The organism is Ornatilinea apprima (assembly GCF_001306115.1).
Taxonomy (GTDB): domain Bacteria; phylum Chloroflexota; class Anaerolineae; order Anaerolineales; family Anaerolineaceae; genus Ornatilinea; species Ornatilinea apprima.
Map to the genome: position 1 here is coordinate 44,331 of NZ_LGCL01000045.1, position 17,288 is coordinate 61,618.

A 17,288-nucleotide genomic window follows, 5' to 3' on the forward strand; every position below is an offset into this window, starting at 1 on the left:
GCGATATTGATTAAGATGAGGAGGCAGGCATGGCAAGAGTGGATGACGGTTTGGCGTTTATGCTGCGTTTTGAGAATGTAGCGCGGTATGAAGACGGCGCGGTGCTGATTTTAGACCGGCGCATTTACCCGGCGAAAATTGAATTTGTGCGCTGTGAAGATTTTCACGCGGTGGCTAAAGCGATTGGCGAAATGGTTACGCAGAGCGGTGGCCCGTGGTTTGCCGCTTCGCTGGGTATGGTGAGCGCGGCGCGAACGGCAAAAGGGCTGAAAGCCGTGCAGGCCAAAGCGTTCCTGGATGAAGCCGCGTATACGCTGACCCACGCCCGGCCGACCACCAGCAAGCGCATGGTGGCTTATGTTCAAACCGTGGTGGATACGGCCTGGCAGGCGATGGAAGCGGGAAAAGACCCCGAAGAGGCGGCGTACGCGTTTGTGATGGCGCGCATGGAAGACCGCTATCTCAAATCGCGGCGCATTGGCGAGCATGTAGTCAGCTTGCTGCCCGATGATGTCACCATCTTGACGCAGTGTTTCGCTGAAAACCTGATTGGGTACACGCTGCTGGTGGCGCAGGAGCAGGGTAAGAAAGTGCGCCTGTACTGCCCGGAGACGCGCCCATACCTGCAGGGCGCGCGGCTGACGGCCAGTGTGGCTTACGATCAGGGCGTGCCGGTAACGGTGATCACCGACAATATGCCCGGCTACCTGCTCTCAAAAAAGATGGCGGACGTGTTTATTTGCGCCGCGGATGTGATCTCGCTGGATGGATATGTGGTGAATAAGATTGGCACATACCAGATCGCGCTGGCGGCGCATGAGAATCAGGTGCCCTTTTATGTGCTGGGCTCGCCTTCACCATCGAACCCGACAATTGATACGGTGAAAATTGAGGAGCGCGATCCACAGGAAGTGCTGCACGCGATGGGGGTGCGAACCGCCAAAGAAGGGGTGATGGGCTTTTACCCGGCCTTTGACATTACCCCGCCAAAGCTGGTCAGCGCGGTGATCGCGGCCGAAGGAATCTTCTCGCCCTATGATTTAATGGGAACTTTCGGTAAAGGCGCCGTATTGGACGAGTGAGCCGAAAAAACAGAAAGGCCGCGCAACCATACTGGTTCTCGCGGCCTTTTTTTATGTCTGGTGGGGAGAGCGCCTAATAATTTTCGTCGTCTGATGTGTCCATCTCCAGCACTTCGCCAGTGGCGATGAAGACGGTGCGCTCGCAGATGTTGGTCACGCGGTCGGCCATGCGCTCCAGGTTGTGGGCAACCCACATGAGCAGGTTGGCGTGGTCAATACAGGCTGGGTTGGCAATCATATTGTTGACCAGGATGCGGTAAATGACGTTGTAAAGCTCATCCACGGCTTTGTCTTCTTCAGGGATCTTGCTGGCTTCTTTGGGATTCTCGGAGACAAAGGCGCTGAGGGCGCGGTGGAGCATGCTGACGCTCAGTTCACACATGCGGTTAATTTCGCGCATGGGGATAGAGAGGTCAGAATCGGCCAGTTTGATGTTGACTTTGGCAATGCCTTTGGCGTAATCGCCCATGCGTTCCAGCTCGGTGATCACTTCCAGCATGGCCGCCAGCAGGCGCAGGTCGTGCGCAATGGGTTGCTGGGTGGCGATGATGATCAGAATGGCATTTTCGATGGCGAAGCGTTTTTCATTGACGAGATAATCATCTTCGTAGATTTGTTTGGAGGCTTCAACATCACGGCGTTTCAGCGCGTCAATAGAGTTCAGCATGGCTTGTTCGACCATGCTGCCTAAAAGAAGGATTTCTTCTTGAATATGGTGAATCCGACGATCGAGTGTTTCGCGCGGCATGATGCGGTAACCCTCCATAAACAGTTTCGTTGGCGTGTATGCTCCCATACCTATGATACCCGATTTTTCCTTAATTGATAAGATGATGGTCTTAATCCGAGTGATTGAGGTATTTGTTTACCCCAAGGCGAATAAACCGCTTGATTTGGTGGCACGAGTGCGATGTTTCATTAGATTTTGAGGCAGAAATGCGGGTGCGGCCTTCACGAAGAGCTTACCAAATTGTGATTAACATGAAAATGCTAAGCGGTTAACAAGCCGTAAAGAATGATCAGGCTTTGGGGATGGAAAAATAAAAGGTGCTGCCTTTGCCCACTTCGCTGGTGGCCCAAATTTTGCCTCCGTGCGATTCGATCATGTGCTTGGCAATCGAAAGCCCCAAACCGGTGCCCCCACTGGAGCGGGCGCGGTCCACTTTATAGAAGCGCTCAAAGATGCGGGACAAGTCCTGCGGGTCGATTCCGGCGCCGGAGTCGGAAACCGTGAAAACTACCCGGCGGTTTTCTTCGGAAGCGGAAATGACGATCTGGCCGCCCGAAGGAGTAAATTTAATCGCGTTGTGGATCAAATTAATGACCACCTGCGCGATGCGCGATTTATCGGCATAGACAGCGGGCAGGTCTTCTGGCACCTGGTTGACCAGGTCGATCTGGCTGCGCTCAGCTTGCATGGACATGCGCTCCACCGGGGCGGCAATCAGGTCGTAGGGGGCTACCGGCTCGCGCTTTAGCGGCACGCGCCCGGATTCAATGCGCGAGAGTTCGAGCAGTTCCTGCACCATTTGGGTCAGGTTGTCGATTTCATTTTCCATGCGCAGGAGGAAACGGCGGGCGGCGGGCGGGTCTTCCAGAGCGCCTTCCATCAGCGTTTCGCTGAGTGCTTTGAGCGATGCCAGAGGGGTGCGCAACTCGTGCGACACGTTTGACACAAAATCACGGCGAACGATCTCCAGGCGGCGGTAATTGGTGAGGTCTTGCAAAACAATTAGAGAGCTGTTGGGAATGGCCGGTTCCAGCGGCGTTACGGCTGCCTGTAAATAGAGCCGCTGCGGGGTTTCAAAGGCGGTCATCTGCTGTTCGCGGGTAACCTTGCAGCGCTCCCATGACTCAAAAATTTTATGATTGCGAACCACCTCGATCATGGATTTGCCCAGAACATCATCGTTGAGCACATTGAAGATGCGACTCGCAGCCGGATTGATCAGTTCAATACGGCCATCTTCATTGACGATGATAATGCCGTCCATCATCTGGTATAGGACAGCCGAGATTTTTTCGCGTTCCTGTTCCAGTTCCTCGATTTGGCGGTTTATCTGGTAGGCCATCACGCTGAAAGCGCGGTCCAGCTGTCCAATTTCATCGAGGCGCTTTGAAGGTTCAATTTGTTTAATATCGCGCGCGCCGTAATGGATGACGGATTGGGTGAGCTGGCTTAACGGCTTAACGGTGTAATCGGTGACGATGATGGAGAGAATTACCGCGATAATGGTGGCGATCAGCGCCGCCCCGAGAATGGTACTTTGGATGATCGTCATGTACTTTTGCACAGGGTCCAGAGAGACAGCCATGCGGATGACCGCGGTTACTTCATTCTGATTAATCACCGGGGTTGCCACATAGAGCATTTCAGAGCCAAGCGATTGGCTGAAGCGAACCTGGCTGCTTTCCCGGCCTTGCAGCGCTTCAACGACTTCTGGCAGCTTGAGATAGTTTTCAATCTCACGCCCAGGGCTGGCGGATTCGCTGATGACGGTGCCATTAGGTAGCAGGATGGTGATGCGCAGGTTTAACTGGCTGGCATACAGGCTGACCAGGTTTTCCAGGCTGTCTACATTAATGTCTTTTTGGATGAATGGGTTTGCCTGGCTGGCCAGCACGCGCGCTTCGCCTAGTAAATTGGTGCGGTAATGGTTCAGATAGGTGTCGGGTACGATGCTGGAAAGAAATAGGCTCAGCCCTCCCATCGCCAGGATGAGCAGGCCAATAAAGGAAATGGTAACCCGCCAGCGAAGCGAATGGCGCATCGCTTAGCCTTCGAAACGGTAACCCGCGCCGCGAACGGTGATGATGCGCATGGGGTTGGCCGGGTCTGCCTCAATTTTCTCGCGCAGCCAGCGGACATGCACATCCACGGTGCGGCTGTCGCCGATGAAATCCCAGCCCCACACACGCTCGAGGATGAACTCGCGGGTTAAGACCTGGCCGCGGTGCTGGGCAAGAAAGACAAGCAGTTCGTATTCTTTGGGTTTGAGGGCGATGGGTTTTTCATCAATGAGGGCTTCGCGGCGGGTGAGATTGACGTTGAGGTTGCCAAAGATGATCACCTCGGCGGTTACGGCAGTGGTGTCCATCTCTTCGCGAATGAGGCGCACGCGGCGCAGCATAGCCTTGACACGGGCCATCAGTTCGCGCATGGAGAAGGGTTTGGTGAGGTAATCATCCGCGCCCACTTCCAGGCCCACCACGCGGTCAATTTCATCATCGCGGGCGGTCAGCATAAGCACGGGGGTGCTCATCTCCTGGCGCAGGATGCGGCAAATCTCAAATCCATCGATGCCGGGCAGCATGATATCCAGAATGATGAGGTCTGGATTCCAAGCGCGGGCTTTATCCAGCGCGGTTTGGCCCTCTCCGGCGGTATCGACTTCGTAGCCCTGTTTGCGAAGGTTGTAAGCCAGGGTTTCTTGCAAGGAGATTTCGTCTTCGACTACGAGAACTTTTTCACTCATACTTTTTTCCTCATCAATTCCAACAATTGAGCAAGTTGGTCGGCAAGGCTGGCCCGGTCAAAGTGCTTTTCTACATACTGGCGGCCAGAAAGCCCCATTTGTTTTGCGGCGGCGGGATCGGCATAAAGCTGGCGAACCGCCTGCGCCAATGCTGAAGGTGATCCGGGCTGGACGAACACACCGGCAGCGGCGGCGTCGACAACCTGACGGATGACACCGTCGATAGCTAACAGAACAGGCCGCCCGGCGGCCATGTAATCAAACACTTTGTTGGGATAGGTGGTTTTGAAAGATTCAATGGGCTGGAGCGACGCCAGGCAGGCATCCGCCGCGCCCATCACCTGCGCCATCTTCTCTTTGGGCATGGCAGGCAGAAAGACTATATTGGGCAAGTCCATCTGTTGCGCGGTTTCGACCAGATGCGCTTTTTCTTTGCCGTCGCCCACCATCATAAAGCAAATTCGCGGCTCGTCACGCAACTCGTCGGCAGCCTCAAGAACCATGTCGAGATTGTTGGCTAGGCCGTGCGCCCCCGCATAGAGGATGATGAAACGATCTTCCAACCCCAGTTCCTGGCGAAAAGTCTGACCGGTTTCGGCGGGGTCAAACATGGCGGGGTCTACCCCGTTTGGGATGAGACTGACATTCTTGCCGCCGCGCTCTCTGACATGATCCACATAGCCGGGTGAGTTAACGATAAGCTGGTCGGCGCGGTGGTATAAGAACTTCTCCAGCCAGAGAGAGGCCCGAATGAGCAGGGGGTTTTTAATCACGCCCAGGTCAACGGCAAACTTTGGCCACAAGTCGCGGATCTCAAGCAGGAAAGGGCGGCCTTTCAGGCGGGCGAGCAGCCAGGCGGTTACGCTCTGGAAAATGGGTGGTGTGGTTCCCCAAACCAGATCAACGCCTGAAATATTCAACCCCGCGAGGAAGGAAGAGATCATAAAACTAAAGAAGTTGATCAGACGGTGAAAAAAGGAGCGGTGAAGCGCCGGGTAGGTATAGGCGCGGATGATTTCGATTCCGGGAAGGAACTGTTCTTTTTCAATCCAGCGGTTTTTTTGCAGCCTGGATTTGCCGGTGAGATAACTGACCGGGCTGGTAATGATGGTAACCCGGTGACCGCGTTGGACGAGAAATTGGGAAAGTTCAATATGACGGGTGCCCCCGCCTTCCTTCAGTGACGCAAAGGCCTGATGGATTAACAAGATATGCATGTTAACAATTCTACCTTAATCCATAAAATCGCGATGTTATCAATTGTTATGATTGTGTAAAGATCCAATGTGAGACGAGGGTGAAATTTGGTGGCGTGATAAGAAAGGCGCGCAACGATATGGCTGGCTGGCGCGTGTCATAGGTGGGCGAAACCCAGCCCAGGAAGGGCGGGCATTCACCACTGCCCAGCAGGAGCTGACCGGCGCGAATGACCTGAAAAGAAAGCTCCAGGGGCTGGTCTTGCTCTGAAAACGCCTTTATATTCAGGCGCAGAACAGCAGAGGGCAGCTGCATAGTGAGCTGACCTGCCTCAAAAGACCAGGGCAGGTCCGGCAGCAGCCAGTGCAGGCACGCCGGGCAAGGGTCAGCGGATGGGCGCAGCGCGGTTACTCGATCGGTCACCAGCCAGTCACCGGCTTGTTGGAGGGCCAGCGCGCGCTTGTGCTGAATGCCCAGCGCGGCGTATCCATTGTGCGCGGCCGTCAGCGATGCAGGCGTGGAGGGGGATTGAACCGCTGCCTGCGCCCAATCCAGCCACAAGAATCGCCCGGCGCGCAGCATCTGGTCGCGGTTATGCAGGGTGAGGGTGTTGTGAGCGAGGGTGCGCGCGAGGGGATGGTCCCAAGGGGGTGGGGCGGTGTAGCGGTAGGTGCCGGCGTCGCAGGCGACATTCTGCCCGCGGTACCACAGGTCAACATGCAGTTGGTCAGCATGCGCGGGGCGGTCTGTGAAGCGCACAGCGCGCAGAACTGCCCAACTGTCGGCGCCATTCAACCGGCAGGGGTGGGCGGGCAGGTCTGCGGTGGGGGCGGCCTTCGCCGGTGGAAGCAGAAGCCAGGCAGCCAACTCGTCCCATGTGCCGGGCGGAAGGGCGCGGCGGCGGGTTAAGGCAATTGAAGCGGCCTGCAGAGTTGGGCGGTAATCGGCGTATAGCGCGGATGCCAAAGGCAGAAAGAGCGAGCCGTCGTTATGGCCGAGGTTGGGCAGCGCTCCGTTGGATGGCTCCATTAAGGAGGCAACCCAATCGGCGGCGGACTGCAGGCGGGTGAGCGAGGCCGCGGGCAGGGCGTCCCCGGCGGTTTGGGCGGCTGAGAAGGTGGCCAGGCTGACCTGCAGCATCAGGCGGTGGTAGTTGGCCGAGTGCTGGATATATGCGCCGTCAGGGCTGATTTGCGTTTGCCAGGCGTGGTTCAGCCAGCGCCAGCCCAGCCTTTGCCAGCGCGGGGCGCTGGGGTAACCCTTAAGAAAGACCCCGGCTATATAAAGACCGGCGGCTTCACTGATAAGGTGATTGTTATTCTGCGCGCGGGCGTAGAGCAAGGTCGGGGGTATGCGCCGCGCGTGGGCAGCCACCACTGAGAGCAGCGCGGCGCGGTCGGCGGGGGTAGAGGTCTCTGGTTGGGCAAAAACCTGCCAGGCGAAGACCAGAGCGATCAGGCGCAGGGCTACTTCCTGTCCGGAGGCCCAATTGGGTCCCATGTTGAGGGGGTTGGCCTGAATGAATTGGTGAAAATACTGCCAGAAGGCCTGTGGGTAAACCACGTCTGCGGTGAGCTGGTAGGCGCGGGCGAGGGTGAATACCCAGGTGAAGCGCGCTGGTTCCCAGATGAACTTGATGTCGGCATAAGGGTCGTCGTCGCGGACCTGTGTCCAGTGGTGTTCTGTGCCGGAGGGGCAAAGGTTGAGGGGGCGCGGTTCGGCGGAGAAGAAGCGCATCTGCCCGCTGAGAATGAGACTGGCCTCGTCGCGGAGAGCCTGCAGCTCGGCGGGCGAAAGCAGGGCGGATAGCTCTGCCTGGGCGGGAACGCGAAAGATGGGTTGGGGATCGACGGCGCGCGGGTCGATGGTTGGCCAGGGGGTGGGCGGGTTCAATCGCCGCCAGTGACCGGTCAGGTAGCCCAGACGGTAGAGGCCAAACAACGCGACCTTTTCAAGACCCAATTCGCGGACAGCCAGAGCGGCTTTTTGAAGGCGGTTCATGAGGTTGGCGGGATTATTCACCGAGCGGGACGCGGGCGGCTTTTTCCAGCGACTCGATCGCGGCGAAAGAGGCGCGGGTAACACCCCAGAGGTGATCGTAAGGTATATGCGCCTGGCCCTGGCTGACGGCGCGCAGGAAGGCCTGCCACGAGGCGGCGTGGCCTTTGTCTTGTTGAGTAGAGCGAAGCTGGCGTTTTTTGCCGTTCTCCACCAGGGTGAGCTGGCGGAAATCATCCAGTTCAGCAATTTTACCGGCGCAGAAAACGTCGAGATGCTCTTTGGGGTACGATTTATCGCCGTTGGCCAGGTAAGCGATGCTGCCCAGCGAGCCATCGGGGTACTCAAGGGTGATGAGGACGTTGTCTTGCTGGTAGCGGCCCTGATTGGGGAGGGCATGCGCGGTTACAAAAATGGGCGGCGCGCCAACCAGGAAGGTGATGAAGTCGATAAAGTGGCAGGCTTCGCCAATGACGCGCCCGCCGCCTTGCTGCGCATCGTGCACCCAGTGTGAAGCAGGGATAAAACCAGCGTTAACGCGGTAGTGGGCGGCCAGTGGTTCCTGGCGGCCTTGAAGGAAATCTTTGAGCTGCAAAGCCAGAGGGGCAAAGCGGCGGTTGAAGCCGACGGTCAGCAGGGGCGGCTGGGGCAGACCGGCTAGCGCGGATTGAATCTGGTCCAGTTCGGTGGCGTTGAGCGCCAGCGGTTTTTCACAATAGACGTGCTTGCCGTTCTCCAGGGCGGTGATCACCTGCCGGGCGTGCTGGTTGTGGCGGGTGAGAATGGCGACTAGGTTGATGTTGGGGTCATGCAAGACGTCGCTCTCGCTGGAGCTGGCGGACTGAAAGCCAAATTTGCGGGCGGCGTGCTGGGCGGAAACGCCGGAGGCAGTGGCGATGACAGATAGATTCACCTGACCGGTTTTTTTGATCGCCGGCAGGAACATGGCGGTGGCGTAATTGCCCGCGCCTAAAACGCCCAGCGAGAGGCTGCCCGAAACGAGAGCCTGGCGGGCGGGCGCGGAAACTTCCACACGGGTGAGGGGCGCGGACTCCTGCTCCGCGGGGTAGGTGAGAACAACACCCAGGAAGGGCTGCTTGAGGCGTCCGGTGATGAGTTCGTAAGCCTGCGGCGCGTCGCTGATGGCAAAGCGGTGGGTGATGAGTGGTTTCACATCCACGGCGCCGGAGGCGAGAAGCTGCACAAAGGCTTCAAAATTGCGCCCCTCAGTCCAGCGGACGTAGCCGATGGGATAGTCTTGCCCATTTTCTTCATAGGCGCGGTCGTATCGGCCGGGGCCGTAGGAGCGCGATATTTTGAAATCGAGCTCTTTTTCGTAATAAATTTTGCGGGGGACGCGCATGCCCACTGCGCCCACGGCAACCACCATCGCGCGCTCGCGGGCGATGAGACCGGCCAATTCAACGGGATCATCCGATTTGGTGTCGGCGCAGATCAGAACCGTGTCGAAACCGCGCCCGCAGGTGAAGGCCTGGGCGGCCTGCTCTGCATCAGCGCGGGGCACGGCCTGGAAGCCCATACGCGTGCTTAATGCAATGCGGGCCGGGTCAAGGTCAATGCCGAGCACCTGGCAGCCAGCGGCGCGGGCGATGCCCGCTGCCAGCAGGCCGAGCAAGCCCATGCCGATGACGGCCACACTCTCGCCCAGTTGGGGCTGGGCCAAGCGAAAGCCGTGCATGGCAATGGCACCCAGGGTGGTGAAGGCGCCGGATTCAAAATCCACCGGGTCGGGCAGCAGGGTGAGCAGGTTTTGCGGCACAACGGCGTATTCGGCGTGAACCGCCGCTCCCGCACCGGCGCAAACGACGCGGTCGCCGGGTTTGAAACCCTGCAGGCCGGGGCCGATTTCGACAATGATGCCGGCTGAAGAATATCCGAGGGTCATGGGCTGATCGAGGCGGTTGAAGGCCGATTCGATGGTGGGGAGGATGCCTTCGCGCAGGGCTTTGTTGATGACTTGTTTCACCAGGTCGGGGCGGGACTGGGCCTTGCCCACCAGACTTTTCTCAGCAAATTCAACCACCATCCGCTCGGTGCCGGCAGAAACCAGGGAAGCCTGCGTGCGCACCAGCGCCGTCCCCGGGCGGGGCTGGGGCACGGGCACGTCGACAACGGCGGTTTGACCATCGCGCATATTCTGTAAAAGCTGCTTCATAATAAAGGAGAGACCTCCTGAAGAATGTTGTTAATAAATGGACTTTCTCATTATAAACCAGAAAATTGAGGCATGATATAATCGCACTATCCTAATCTATGCGTATATGCGACCCGGGGTTGGTATGGAAGAACGCAAAATTTTATTCTTGAGCAAACGGCGCGAAGATTTTTATGTGGAGCGAGCCCTTGATTTTACGCGGCAGTTGTTCCCCAACACACAGGTGCTGCTGGGGCTGCCGCGTGAACCTTTCCCGGCGGAAGGGCTGGCCTGGCAGGGGGATTATGTGATCTCTTACCTTTGCCCGTGGGTGGTGCCGGCCAGTGTTTTGGAAAGCGCCAGCCAGGCGGCGATAAATTTTCACCCGGCGCCGCCGCAGTACCCCGGCACGGGCTGCACGAACTTCGCGATTTACCACGGTGTGAAAGAATTTGGCGCGACCTGCCATCACATGGCTTCGAAAGTCGATTCGGGCAAGGTGATCGCGGTGAGCCGCTTCGCGGTGTTTGAAGAAGACACCGTCTATAGCCTGACACAGCGTTGTTACGGGTATATGCTGGCGCTGTTTTATAACATCGTCACCAAGATCGCGCTCGGTGAAGCCCTGCCTGAGTCGGATGAGAAATGGACCCGCGAGCCTTACCGGCTGAAGGATTTGAATGAATTGAAGCGCATCACGCCGGATATGACGGAGGATGAAATTCAGCGGCGGATCAAGGCGGTAACATACCCAGGCTACCCCGGCGCGTATGTGGAAATCGCGGGGGAACGCTTCACGCATACCGATAAAAATGCTCCCAAGTAGGGAGCTTTTTCTTTTGTGCCGAAGACACGCGCGGTTTGGCCGCCGCGCCTTGCGGTTTTGTAAAACATGGCGCTCACCATTCTTCGTATAATGGAAGTATTATCCATCCCCTGAAGGCACTGGAAGCGTATGGGCGATCCCGTAAGTGAAAGTAAATGGAAAGCCACGCGCGGCGCGCTGCTGGACGCGGCGCTGGCGGTAGTGCTGGTGTACCTGTATTTCTGGGGCTCCACGCAGTACAGCCTGTTTGACACGCGCCTGCTGGTGATCAGCGGGGTGGTGATCGCGGCGCTGGTCGCGGCCTGGGCACTGGCTGGCAGACACCTGCCGGCGCGGGAAGTGATGCTTCCGCTGCTGGTTTTTCTGGCGGCGCAGGGGTTGGCGGCGGCGCTGTCGATAGACGCGCGGCGCTCGCTGGTTGAGGTGTGGCTGTATGTGGTGGAAGCCAGCCTATTTCTGCTGTTCTCCGGTCTGGCGCGAGGGCTCTTCACGCCGGGGAGGATCGTGCGGTTGGTGCTGGCGGTAGGGGCGGTCTTCATGGCGCTGAGCTGGTCTGAGGCGGCGCAGTGGTATCTCAAATGGATTCAGTCGCACCCTGGTGAGTGGCTGCCCGCGGAGAGCTACCGCCTGCCGGCGCCGAATTTTGTGTGCGTAATTTTGAATGTGTGGCTGATGTTCGCGCTGGCGCGCCTGTGGTGGGCGAAAAGCAGCCTGGAACGGGCCACGCTGGGGCTGTTCGCGCTTTCGGCGCTGGGTTTGATCTACCTGACCTCTTCGCGCGGGGGATGGATTGGCACCGCGGCCGGGTTGGGCGGCCTGTTTTTGGCGAGCCTGACGCTGGCACCCGATTTCTGGAAGGTGCGCTGGCAGCAGGTTCGCGGGTCACGGTGGGGCCTGGCGGCAGTGATTGGGGGCGCGCTGGCGCTGGCGGGCGGGTTTGTCGCTCTGCTGCTGCTGCAAGAGCTGCGCCCGGGGCATTCGCCGTTTTTACAGGCGCGCGGTTATTTATGGCAGCCGGCCTGGAACGCTTTTCTGCGCTCGCCGCTGTGGGGCAGCGGACCATTTACTTTTATCAGTTTTTATTTGCAGGTCAATTCGGTGCCGCCTAGCCTGTTTTTTGATTACGCCCACAACATCTATCTGGATTTGCTGGGGGGCAGCGGGCTGCTGGGATTAGCCAGTTTCGGCTGGCTGGCCTGGGAACTGATCCGCCGCATTCTGAAAGGATTGAAAGGCGCGCAGGGCACGGAGCGCGCGGTGCTGACCGGCGCGCTGGCAGCCTGCGCGGCGTTTCTGGCGCACGGACTGTTTGACAGCGTGCATCACACCGTGCCGACCAGCGCGTGGAATCTGGCGATTCTGCTGGGGGCAGCCAGCGCGGCCGGCGGGGAGGACGAAAAGAGGCGGGGTTGGCATCCCATTGTCACGGCGGCTCTGGGACTGCTGGCGGCGGCGGGATTCTTTGTCAACGCCTGGCTGGGGCTGCCAATGGCACGCGGCGTGCGCTCCGCGGAGGAGGGTGACTGGCCGGAGGCGGCGCGCCAGTTTGAGCTGGCTGCCCATCGAGATCCGCGGCTGGCGGTAATGCACCAGCAGTTGGGTCTGGCCTATTCAAAATTATATCTGTTGGGTGAGACAGGCGCGCTGGAGAAAGCCGAAAGCGCGTTCGAGCAGGCTGCCGCGCTGGACCCGTACTGGCTGCTGAATTGGATCAATTTGGGGCTGGCGCGCGAAGCGCGGGGCGATGCGACTGGCGCGCTGCTGGCTTACCAGCAGGCGGTTACGGCCGCGCCGCAGGCCTATGAAAGTCACTGGCTGCTGGGGCGGGCGCTGGAGACCAGCGGTGAGGAACAGCAAGCCAGGCTGCATTACCAATCCGCGTTAAAAAGCTGCCCGAAATGCGCCTGCGCGCCGTTTTGGACCGAGACGGATTTGAGAAAGGACTTGAGCGCGTCTGTGGATTGCAGCGAAGTGCTGCCGGGCGCGGCGTGGAATCCCGGCTATGTGGCGTTCATGTTCCGGCGGCCCAGTTTGAATATGGATTGGGTGTTGGTGGGGAAGTAGGACCAAATCTAGATTCTTTATTGGGGTGTTACGAGGAGAGGACCCCTTATCCAAGTTGGGATTAATGAGTGATCAAGATTTCAAACATGTTGTTAATCTGCTAAAAAAACTGGGGTTGAGTATAGGCGACCAGGGCCTATATTCTGCTACGAATTTCCTACTCAATATTTTGATGGTCAGATGGCTTTCGATAGAAGAGTATGGTTTTTTTGCATTAAGTTTTTCTTTGTTTTTGTTTTTTTCGAGTATTCATAATTCGGTTATCCTAGAGCCTATCACTGTTTTGGCGACTGCGAACCATAAAGACCATTTGGGAGATTACCTGAGGACTGAAACAAGGTTAAATCTTTATACAGTGACCGCGATTGGTATAGTTTGTATCGTCTCTTCTTTTGTTGCAGGGATCTTTTCAAGCCGAATGGGAACAAGCTTAATGGTGGTGGGCTTGTCGACACCTTTCTTATTAAGTTATTGGTTTTTTCGTCGAATTTGTTATATTGAAAATCTCCCACATGTTGCGGTTTTCGGGAGTGGAGTTTACTCCGTCCTCGTTTTGACGGGTATTTTCCTCATGAGAAATTCGAATTTCTTAGGGTCAATCGCTGCGTTTGCATTAATGTCCCTGGCCAGTCTCATTTCCAGCCTGGTTATATGGGTGGGTTTCCGACGATTAAGAACTGATCGACCCGAAGAAAAAAGTGCTGCTATCCATGAAGTTATGAAAGAGCAATGGCATTATGGAAAGTGGGTAATTGGAGTTTCAATCCTTTATTGGATTAATTCCTCTATATCCATACCCTTTCTGGCACTTGACACAGGTTTTGGGGAATCGGGTGTTTATCGCAGTTTGCAAAATCTTATCCTGCCTTTGCAGCAAATTGGTGTTGCAATCGGAAATCTATTTTTGCCCTGGTTTGCAGCAATCCGGTTTTCTAACAGAAAACAAGCTAATCGACTCATATTGCAAGTGATTGCTGGTTTCTTCGTGAGTGGGATCATTTTCATCCTGCCGATTCTGATCTTCCCTGAAGTGGTTTTGTCTGCGTTATATGGAACAGGTAACTTCGAGTCTTACTTATTGGAAGCACGGGTAATAAGTATTGTCGGATTGGTGTTGATGATTAATGCAGTCCTCACATTCATTTTGCAAGCCAGAAAAAAACCGAACAGTGTATTATTCGCAAATTTATGCGGCTCCATTATCTCGATCTTCCTGGTCATTCCAATCATTCAGCAGCTTGGACTATTTGGAGCTGTGATTGGATTATTAATGACTTCAATCGCTATCCTTATCCCTCTACTTATTTTGGTCAAGAATCAATTTCAACATTACGAGAATTACATGGTGTCCAATGAGTAACGTGAAAATAAACAAGCCAAGCATTGCGATATTAACAACATACATTGCTCCCTATCGGGTCAGCTTGTTTGAGGAATTACAAAAGCGGGTAGGTAAACTACGAATATTCATTTCAACCAAGATGGAACCAAACCGTCGTTGGGGAATTGATTGGGGCAGGCTTGATGTGGTTGTGCAAAATACAATCACGATTCCGAAAAAGTGGAAACATCCACATGGGTTTATAGAAACCACCTATACCCAAATTCCAATGGATACACTCTCTTTATTAATTGATTATCAACCAGACGTGATCGTCTCAGTAGAATTTGGATTGCGTACCCTCTTTTCAGTATTTTATAAGATATTTCATTGGAGGTGTAAATTAATCATTTGGGCGGCCATTTCTAGCGTCACAGAAAAAGGGAGAAGCCGCTTTCGGGTGCTAGTCAGAAAAATACTCTTACAGTTTTGTGACGGTGTATATGTGAATGGCAAGAGTGGACGAGCTTATCTAAACTCTTTGGGTATGGATGATCAACGAATTTTTGACGCTCCTTACGCAACCGATGTTGATGTGTTCAAAGACATTTCGATTTTTAGAACTCAAGAAAATGCCTATAGACTTTTGTTTATAGGGCAATTAATTGAGCGGAAGGGATTATCTTATTTATTAAGAGGATTGTCTTGTTGGCTCGAAAAAAACCAGAATAAAAGAATTGAGATGTGGATTGCAGGATATGGTAATCAAGCTGGCCTGTTGGAATCAGAGAACAAAGCACCAAACTTTGAAATCAAATTGCTGGGAGAAGTTCCGTATGATCGTTTGGCTGAAATTTATTGCCAGTGTGGAGCTTTGGTTTTTCCAACTCTTGCTGATGAATGGGGGATGGTAGTCAATGAGGCAATGGCGTCAGGATGTATTGTGTTAGGGAGTTTGTACAGTCAGGCCGTTGAAGAAATGGTTGTTGAAGGGCAGAATGGCTGGGCTTTCCATCCTGAGAATACGGATGAAATTGAAAATGTGCTTGACAAGTTCTTCTCAAAAAGCGTTGAGCAATTGAATGAGATGAGAGTAAACGCAAAGGCAAGGTCTTTGGAGTACTCTCCCGATAAAATTGCGGATATGATGAATATCGCGATTCAGAGTGTTTTGTGCGTGGATAACGATGAGAAATAACAGATTTCACCATTTGGATCAGTGCCCGATCTGTGGAAATTATCAAGAAGGAACTACTGTTGGATCATTCTTGGAATGCCACGTTTGTGGTTTGCTTCGCAAAAAGGAAGTTGATTTCGATGAGATCGACACACAATACAAAGCGGGATGGGAATCTCCTTCGGCGCATATTCAGCAGACGGGCGCGACCGACATGGAGTTGTCTGAGAGTTATATTGCACACCTCCTCAAAGAATTGCGAATTAATAGTTTTTTGGGTTTGCGTATCCTGGATTTTGGCGCAGGCAGGGGTAATATGGCGGCAGCCCTGCGGCATGCGGGCGCAGAGGTTGTCTGTATAGAACCGTATGGGATGGAAGAATTAGAAAGGAAAGGTTTTAAGGTTTTCAGTTCAATCCCTGATCTGCCGGAAGACTTGTTGTTTGATGGCGTTGTGTGCCTCGACGTGATTGAGCATTTATTTGACCCGTGGGAAGATTTCAAACACCTCACCAACGATTTGGCCCCCAATGGATGGATTTTTGTCTCCACACCAAACAGCGCGAGCCTTAATTCAAAGTTATCGGGAGAAAACTGGCGGGAAAGAAAAAACCCAGGCCATATTTTCCTTTTTAACCCCAATAATTTGTCTCAAACCCTGGAAATTGCCGGTTATAGCGGTATTCACCGCTTGAAGTGGAATATTGTTTATCATCGAAATTTGTTAATTCAGCTGAAAGATTTTGTTTTGTTGCAATCAGGTTTGGATGGAGAATTGCGGTTTTTGGCTTATAGGGGAAGTAAATGAACATCCTGTACACCCTAACGGCTTATCCCCCCTCAACCGGCGGGGCGCAGATTCACACTCACCAGCTTGCCCAAAGAATGAACGAAGAGCATGCGGTGAGCGTCATTTGCCAATGGTCCCAAAACCGCACGGACTGGCTGCTGGGCACGACGCTGCGAGCGCCAGGCGAGCCTCATTCCTATGAGATGGATGGAATTCCGGTGCGGCAAATTGGAATTTCTCAGGCAGAAAAAATAAAGCTGGCGCCCTGGGTGCTGGCGTATCCGGTTTTTCAGGGGGCGGCAATTGAGCGAATCTCCGAAACGATCTTGAAGGAGATGAATGCGGCCGCGCCTCAATTTGACCTGGCGCACAACGTCCGCATTGGCCGGGAGGGAATCAGCGCGGCGACGAATAAACTGGCGAAGCAAAGAAATGTACCGTTTGTGATGACGCCGGTGCATCACCCGGCCTGGTCGGGTTGGTTTCACCGCTATTACCACGAGCTGTACCGCGCGGCGGACGCGCTGATCGCGCTGACGGAGGCGGAGAAGCAAACGCTGGCAGGATTAGGGGTGAACGAAACGAAGATTCATGTTACCGGGATTGGCCCGATCTTAAGTGAGGAGTATGATCCCCATCGTTTCATGGAAAAGTACGGATTGAGGCAAGCGCCGGCAGTTTTATTCCTGGGTCAAAAATATGCTTACAAGGGAATCGCTAGTCTTTTGGAAGCAACGGAAATGGTATGGAAGAAATACCCGGAAACACAGTTCTGGTTTATTGGCCCGCGGACCGATTTCTCAAGGAAATTGTTCCAGCAGGTCGCAGATCCACGGATTCTTGAGCTTGACGCGGTTCCCTTGCAGGAAAAAACGGACGCGCTGGCGGCCTGCACGCTGCTGTGCGTGCCCTCGGCGCAGGAAAGCTTTGGCGGGGTGTATACCGAAGCCTGGAGCCTGGGCAAACCGGTGATAGGCTGCCCGATCCCGGCGGTATCGGAAGTGGTGAATGCGGGTGAAAACGGTCTGCTGGCCGAGCAAAGTGGCGAGGCCATTGCGAAGGCGATCTTGCAGCTGCTGGGCGAACCGCGCGGCGCAGAGAAGATGGGGCAGCGAGGTAAAATGAAGGTGGATATGAATTTCACCTGGGAGCAGATTGTTCGCAAGACATGCCGGGTTTATGAAAGCCTGATGAGGTAATGG

General features: G+C 55.0%; 13 protein-coding genes. 7 read left to right on the forward strand and 6 right to left on the reverse strand.

Translation table 11 applies throughout. The features are described from left to right. Positions 1-29 precede the first annotated feature (29 nt). The gene (locus tag ADN00_RS18500; protein WP_075064491.1) at positions 30-1,082 is read left to right on the forward strand and encodes a s-methyl-5-thioribose-1-phosphate isomerase; all 1,053 of its coding nucleotides are present in this window, start codon (positions 30-32) and stop codon (positions 1,080-1,082) included. A gap of 73 nt (positions 1,083-1,155) precedes the next feature. Here the strand turns inward: ADN00_RS18500 and phoU are convergent, their stop codons facing one another. From phoU to ADN00_RS18530, 6 genes are all read right to left on the reverse strand, one after another. After that, positions 1,156-1,830: a phosphate signaling complex protein PhoU gene (gene phoU / locus ADN00_RS18505; protein ID WP_075064660.1), complete on the reverse strand. Its 675-nt coding sequence runs from the start codon at positions 1,828-1,830 to the stop codon at positions 1,156-1,158. 271 nt (positions 1,831-2,101) lie between these two features. Continuing rightward, positions 2,102-3,853, reverse strand: coding sequence for an ATP-binding protein (locus tag ADN00_RS18510; protein WP_075064492.1), 1,752 nt, complete (start codon positions 3,851-3,853; stop codon positions 2,102-2,104). Between the two features lie 3 nt (positions 3,854-3,856). Beyond that, complete coding sequence (locus ADN00_RS18515; RefSeq protein ID WP_075064493.1) at positions 3,857-4,558, reverse strand: response regulator transcription factor; 702 nt, start codon at positions 4,556-4,558, stop codon at positions 3,857-3,859. Beyond that, positions 4,555-5,775 (reverse strand): glycosyltransferase family 4 protein, encoded by a 1,221-nt coding sequence (locus tag ADN00_RS18520; protein ID WP_075064494.1) that lies wholly within the window; start codon positions 5,773-5,775, stop codon positions 4,555-4,557. Before ADN00_RS18520 ends, ADN00_RS18515 begins: the two co-directional genes overlap by 4 nt. A gap of 46 nt (positions 5,776-5,821) precedes the next feature. Next, the gene (locus tag ADN00_RS18525; RefSeq protein WP_160317569.1) at positions 5,822-7,756 is read right to left on the reverse strand and encodes an alginate lyase family protein; all 1,935 of its coding nucleotides are present in this window, start codon (positions 7,754-7,756) and stop codon (positions 5,822-5,824) included. A 13-nt stretch (positions 7,757-7,769) separates the two neighbouring features. Then, positions 7,770-9,929, reverse strand: coding sequence for a bi-domain-containing oxidoreductase (locus ADN00_RS18530; RefSeq protein WP_075064496.1), 2,160 nt, complete (start codon positions 9,927-9,929; stop codon positions 7,770-7,772). 124 nt (positions 9,930-10,053) lie between these two features. Between ADN00_RS18530 and ADN00_RS18535 the strand changes: the two genes are divergently transcribed. From ADN00_RS18535 to ADN00_RS18560, 6 genes are all read left to right on the forward strand, one after another. After that, the gene (locus ADN00_RS18535) at positions 10,054-10,734 is read left to right on the forward strand and encodes a formyltransferase family protein (RefSeq protein ID WP_075064497.1); all 681 of its coding nucleotides are present in this window, start codon (positions 10,054-10,056) and stop codon (positions 10,732-10,734) included. A 129-nt stretch (positions 10,735-10,863) separates the two neighbouring features. Next, entirely contained in the window at positions 10,864-12,798 is a 1,935-nt protein-coding gene (locus tag ADN00_RS18540; protein ID WP_075064498.1) for an O-antigen ligase family protein, read from the forward strand. Between the two features lie 64 nt (positions 12,799-12,862). Next, positions 12,863-14,158, forward strand: a complete 1,296-nt coding sequence (locus tag ADN00_RS18545) for a lipopolysaccharide biosynthesis protein (protein WP_075064499.1) — start codon at positions 12,863-12,865, stop codon at positions 14,156-14,158. Beyond that, positions 14,151-15,317 (forward strand): glycosyltransferase family 4 protein, encoded by a 1,167-nt coding sequence (locus ADN00_RS18550; RefSeq protein WP_075064500.1) that lies wholly within the window; start codon positions 14,151-14,153, stop codon positions 15,315-15,317. The genes ADN00_RS18545 and ADN00_RS18550 overlap by 8 nt, the downstream gene beginning before the upstream one ends. Beyond that, complete coding sequence (locus tag ADN00_RS18555; RefSeq protein ID WP_082390426.1) at positions 15,307-16,104, forward strand: class I SAM-dependent methyltransferase; 798 nt, start codon at positions 15,307-15,309, stop codon at positions 16,102-16,104. Before ADN00_RS18550 ends, ADN00_RS18555 begins: the two co-directional genes overlap by 11 nt. After that, positions 16,101-17,285 (forward strand): glycosyltransferase family 4 protein, encoded by a 1,185-nt coding sequence (locus ADN00_RS18560; RefSeq protein WP_075064502.1) that lies wholly within the window; start codon positions 16,101-16,103, stop codon positions 17,283-17,285. The genes ADN00_RS18555 and ADN00_RS18560 overlap by 4 nt, the downstream gene beginning before the upstream one ends. Positions 17,286-17,288 lie beyond the last annotated feature (3 nt).

Coding starts and splice junctions, on each gene's coding strand:
- ADN00_RS18500 (WP_075064491.1), top strand. CDS start 30: ATGGCAAGAGTGGATGACGGTTTGGCGTTTATGCTGCGTTTTGAGAAT.
- phoU (WP_075064660.1), bottom strand. CDS start 1,830: ATGCCGCGCGAAACACTCGATCGTCGGATTCACCATATTCAAGAAGAA.
- ADN00_RS18510 (WP_075064492.1), bottom strand. CDS start 3,853: ATGCGCCATTCGCTTCGCTGGCGGGTTACCATTTCCTTTATTGGCCTG.
- ADN00_RS18515 (WP_075064493.1), bottom strand. CDS start 4,558: ATGAGTGAAAAAGTTCTCGTAGTCGAAGACGAAATCTCCTTGCAAGAA.
- ADN00_RS18520 (WP_075064494.1), bottom strand. CDS start 5,775: ATGCATATCTTGTTAATCCATCAGGCCTTTGCGTCACTGAAGGAAGGC.
- ADN00_RS18525 (WP_160317569.1), bottom strand. CDS start 7,756: ATGAACCGCCTTCAAAAAGCCGCTCTGGCTGTCCGCGAATTGGGTCTT.
- ADN00_RS18530 (WP_075064496.1), bottom strand. CDS start 9,929: ATGAAGCAGCTTTTACAGAATATGCGCGATGGTCAAACCGCCGTTGTC.
- ADN00_RS18535 (WP_075064497.1), top strand. CDS start 10,054: ATGGAAGAACGCAAAATTTTATTCTTGAGCAAACGGCGCGAAGATTTT.
- ADN00_RS18540 (WP_075064498.1), top strand. CDS start 10,864: ATGGGCGATCCCGTAAGTGAAAGTAAATGGAAAGCCACGCGCGGCGCG.
- ADN00_RS18545 (WP_075064499.1), top strand. CDS start 12,863: ATGAGTGATCAAGATTTCAAACATGTTGTTAATCTGCTAAAAAAACTG.
- ADN00_RS18550 (WP_075064500.1), top strand. CDS start 14,151: ATGAGTAACGTGAAAATAAACAAGCCAAGCATTGCGATATTAACAACA.
- ADN00_RS18555 (WP_082390426.1), top strand. CDS start 15,307: ATGAGAAATAACAGATTTCACCATTTGGATCAGTGCCCGATCTGTGGA.
- ADN00_RS18560 (WP_075064502.1), top strand. CDS start 16,101: ATGAACATCCTGTACACCCTAACGGCTTATCCCCCCTCAACCGGCGGG.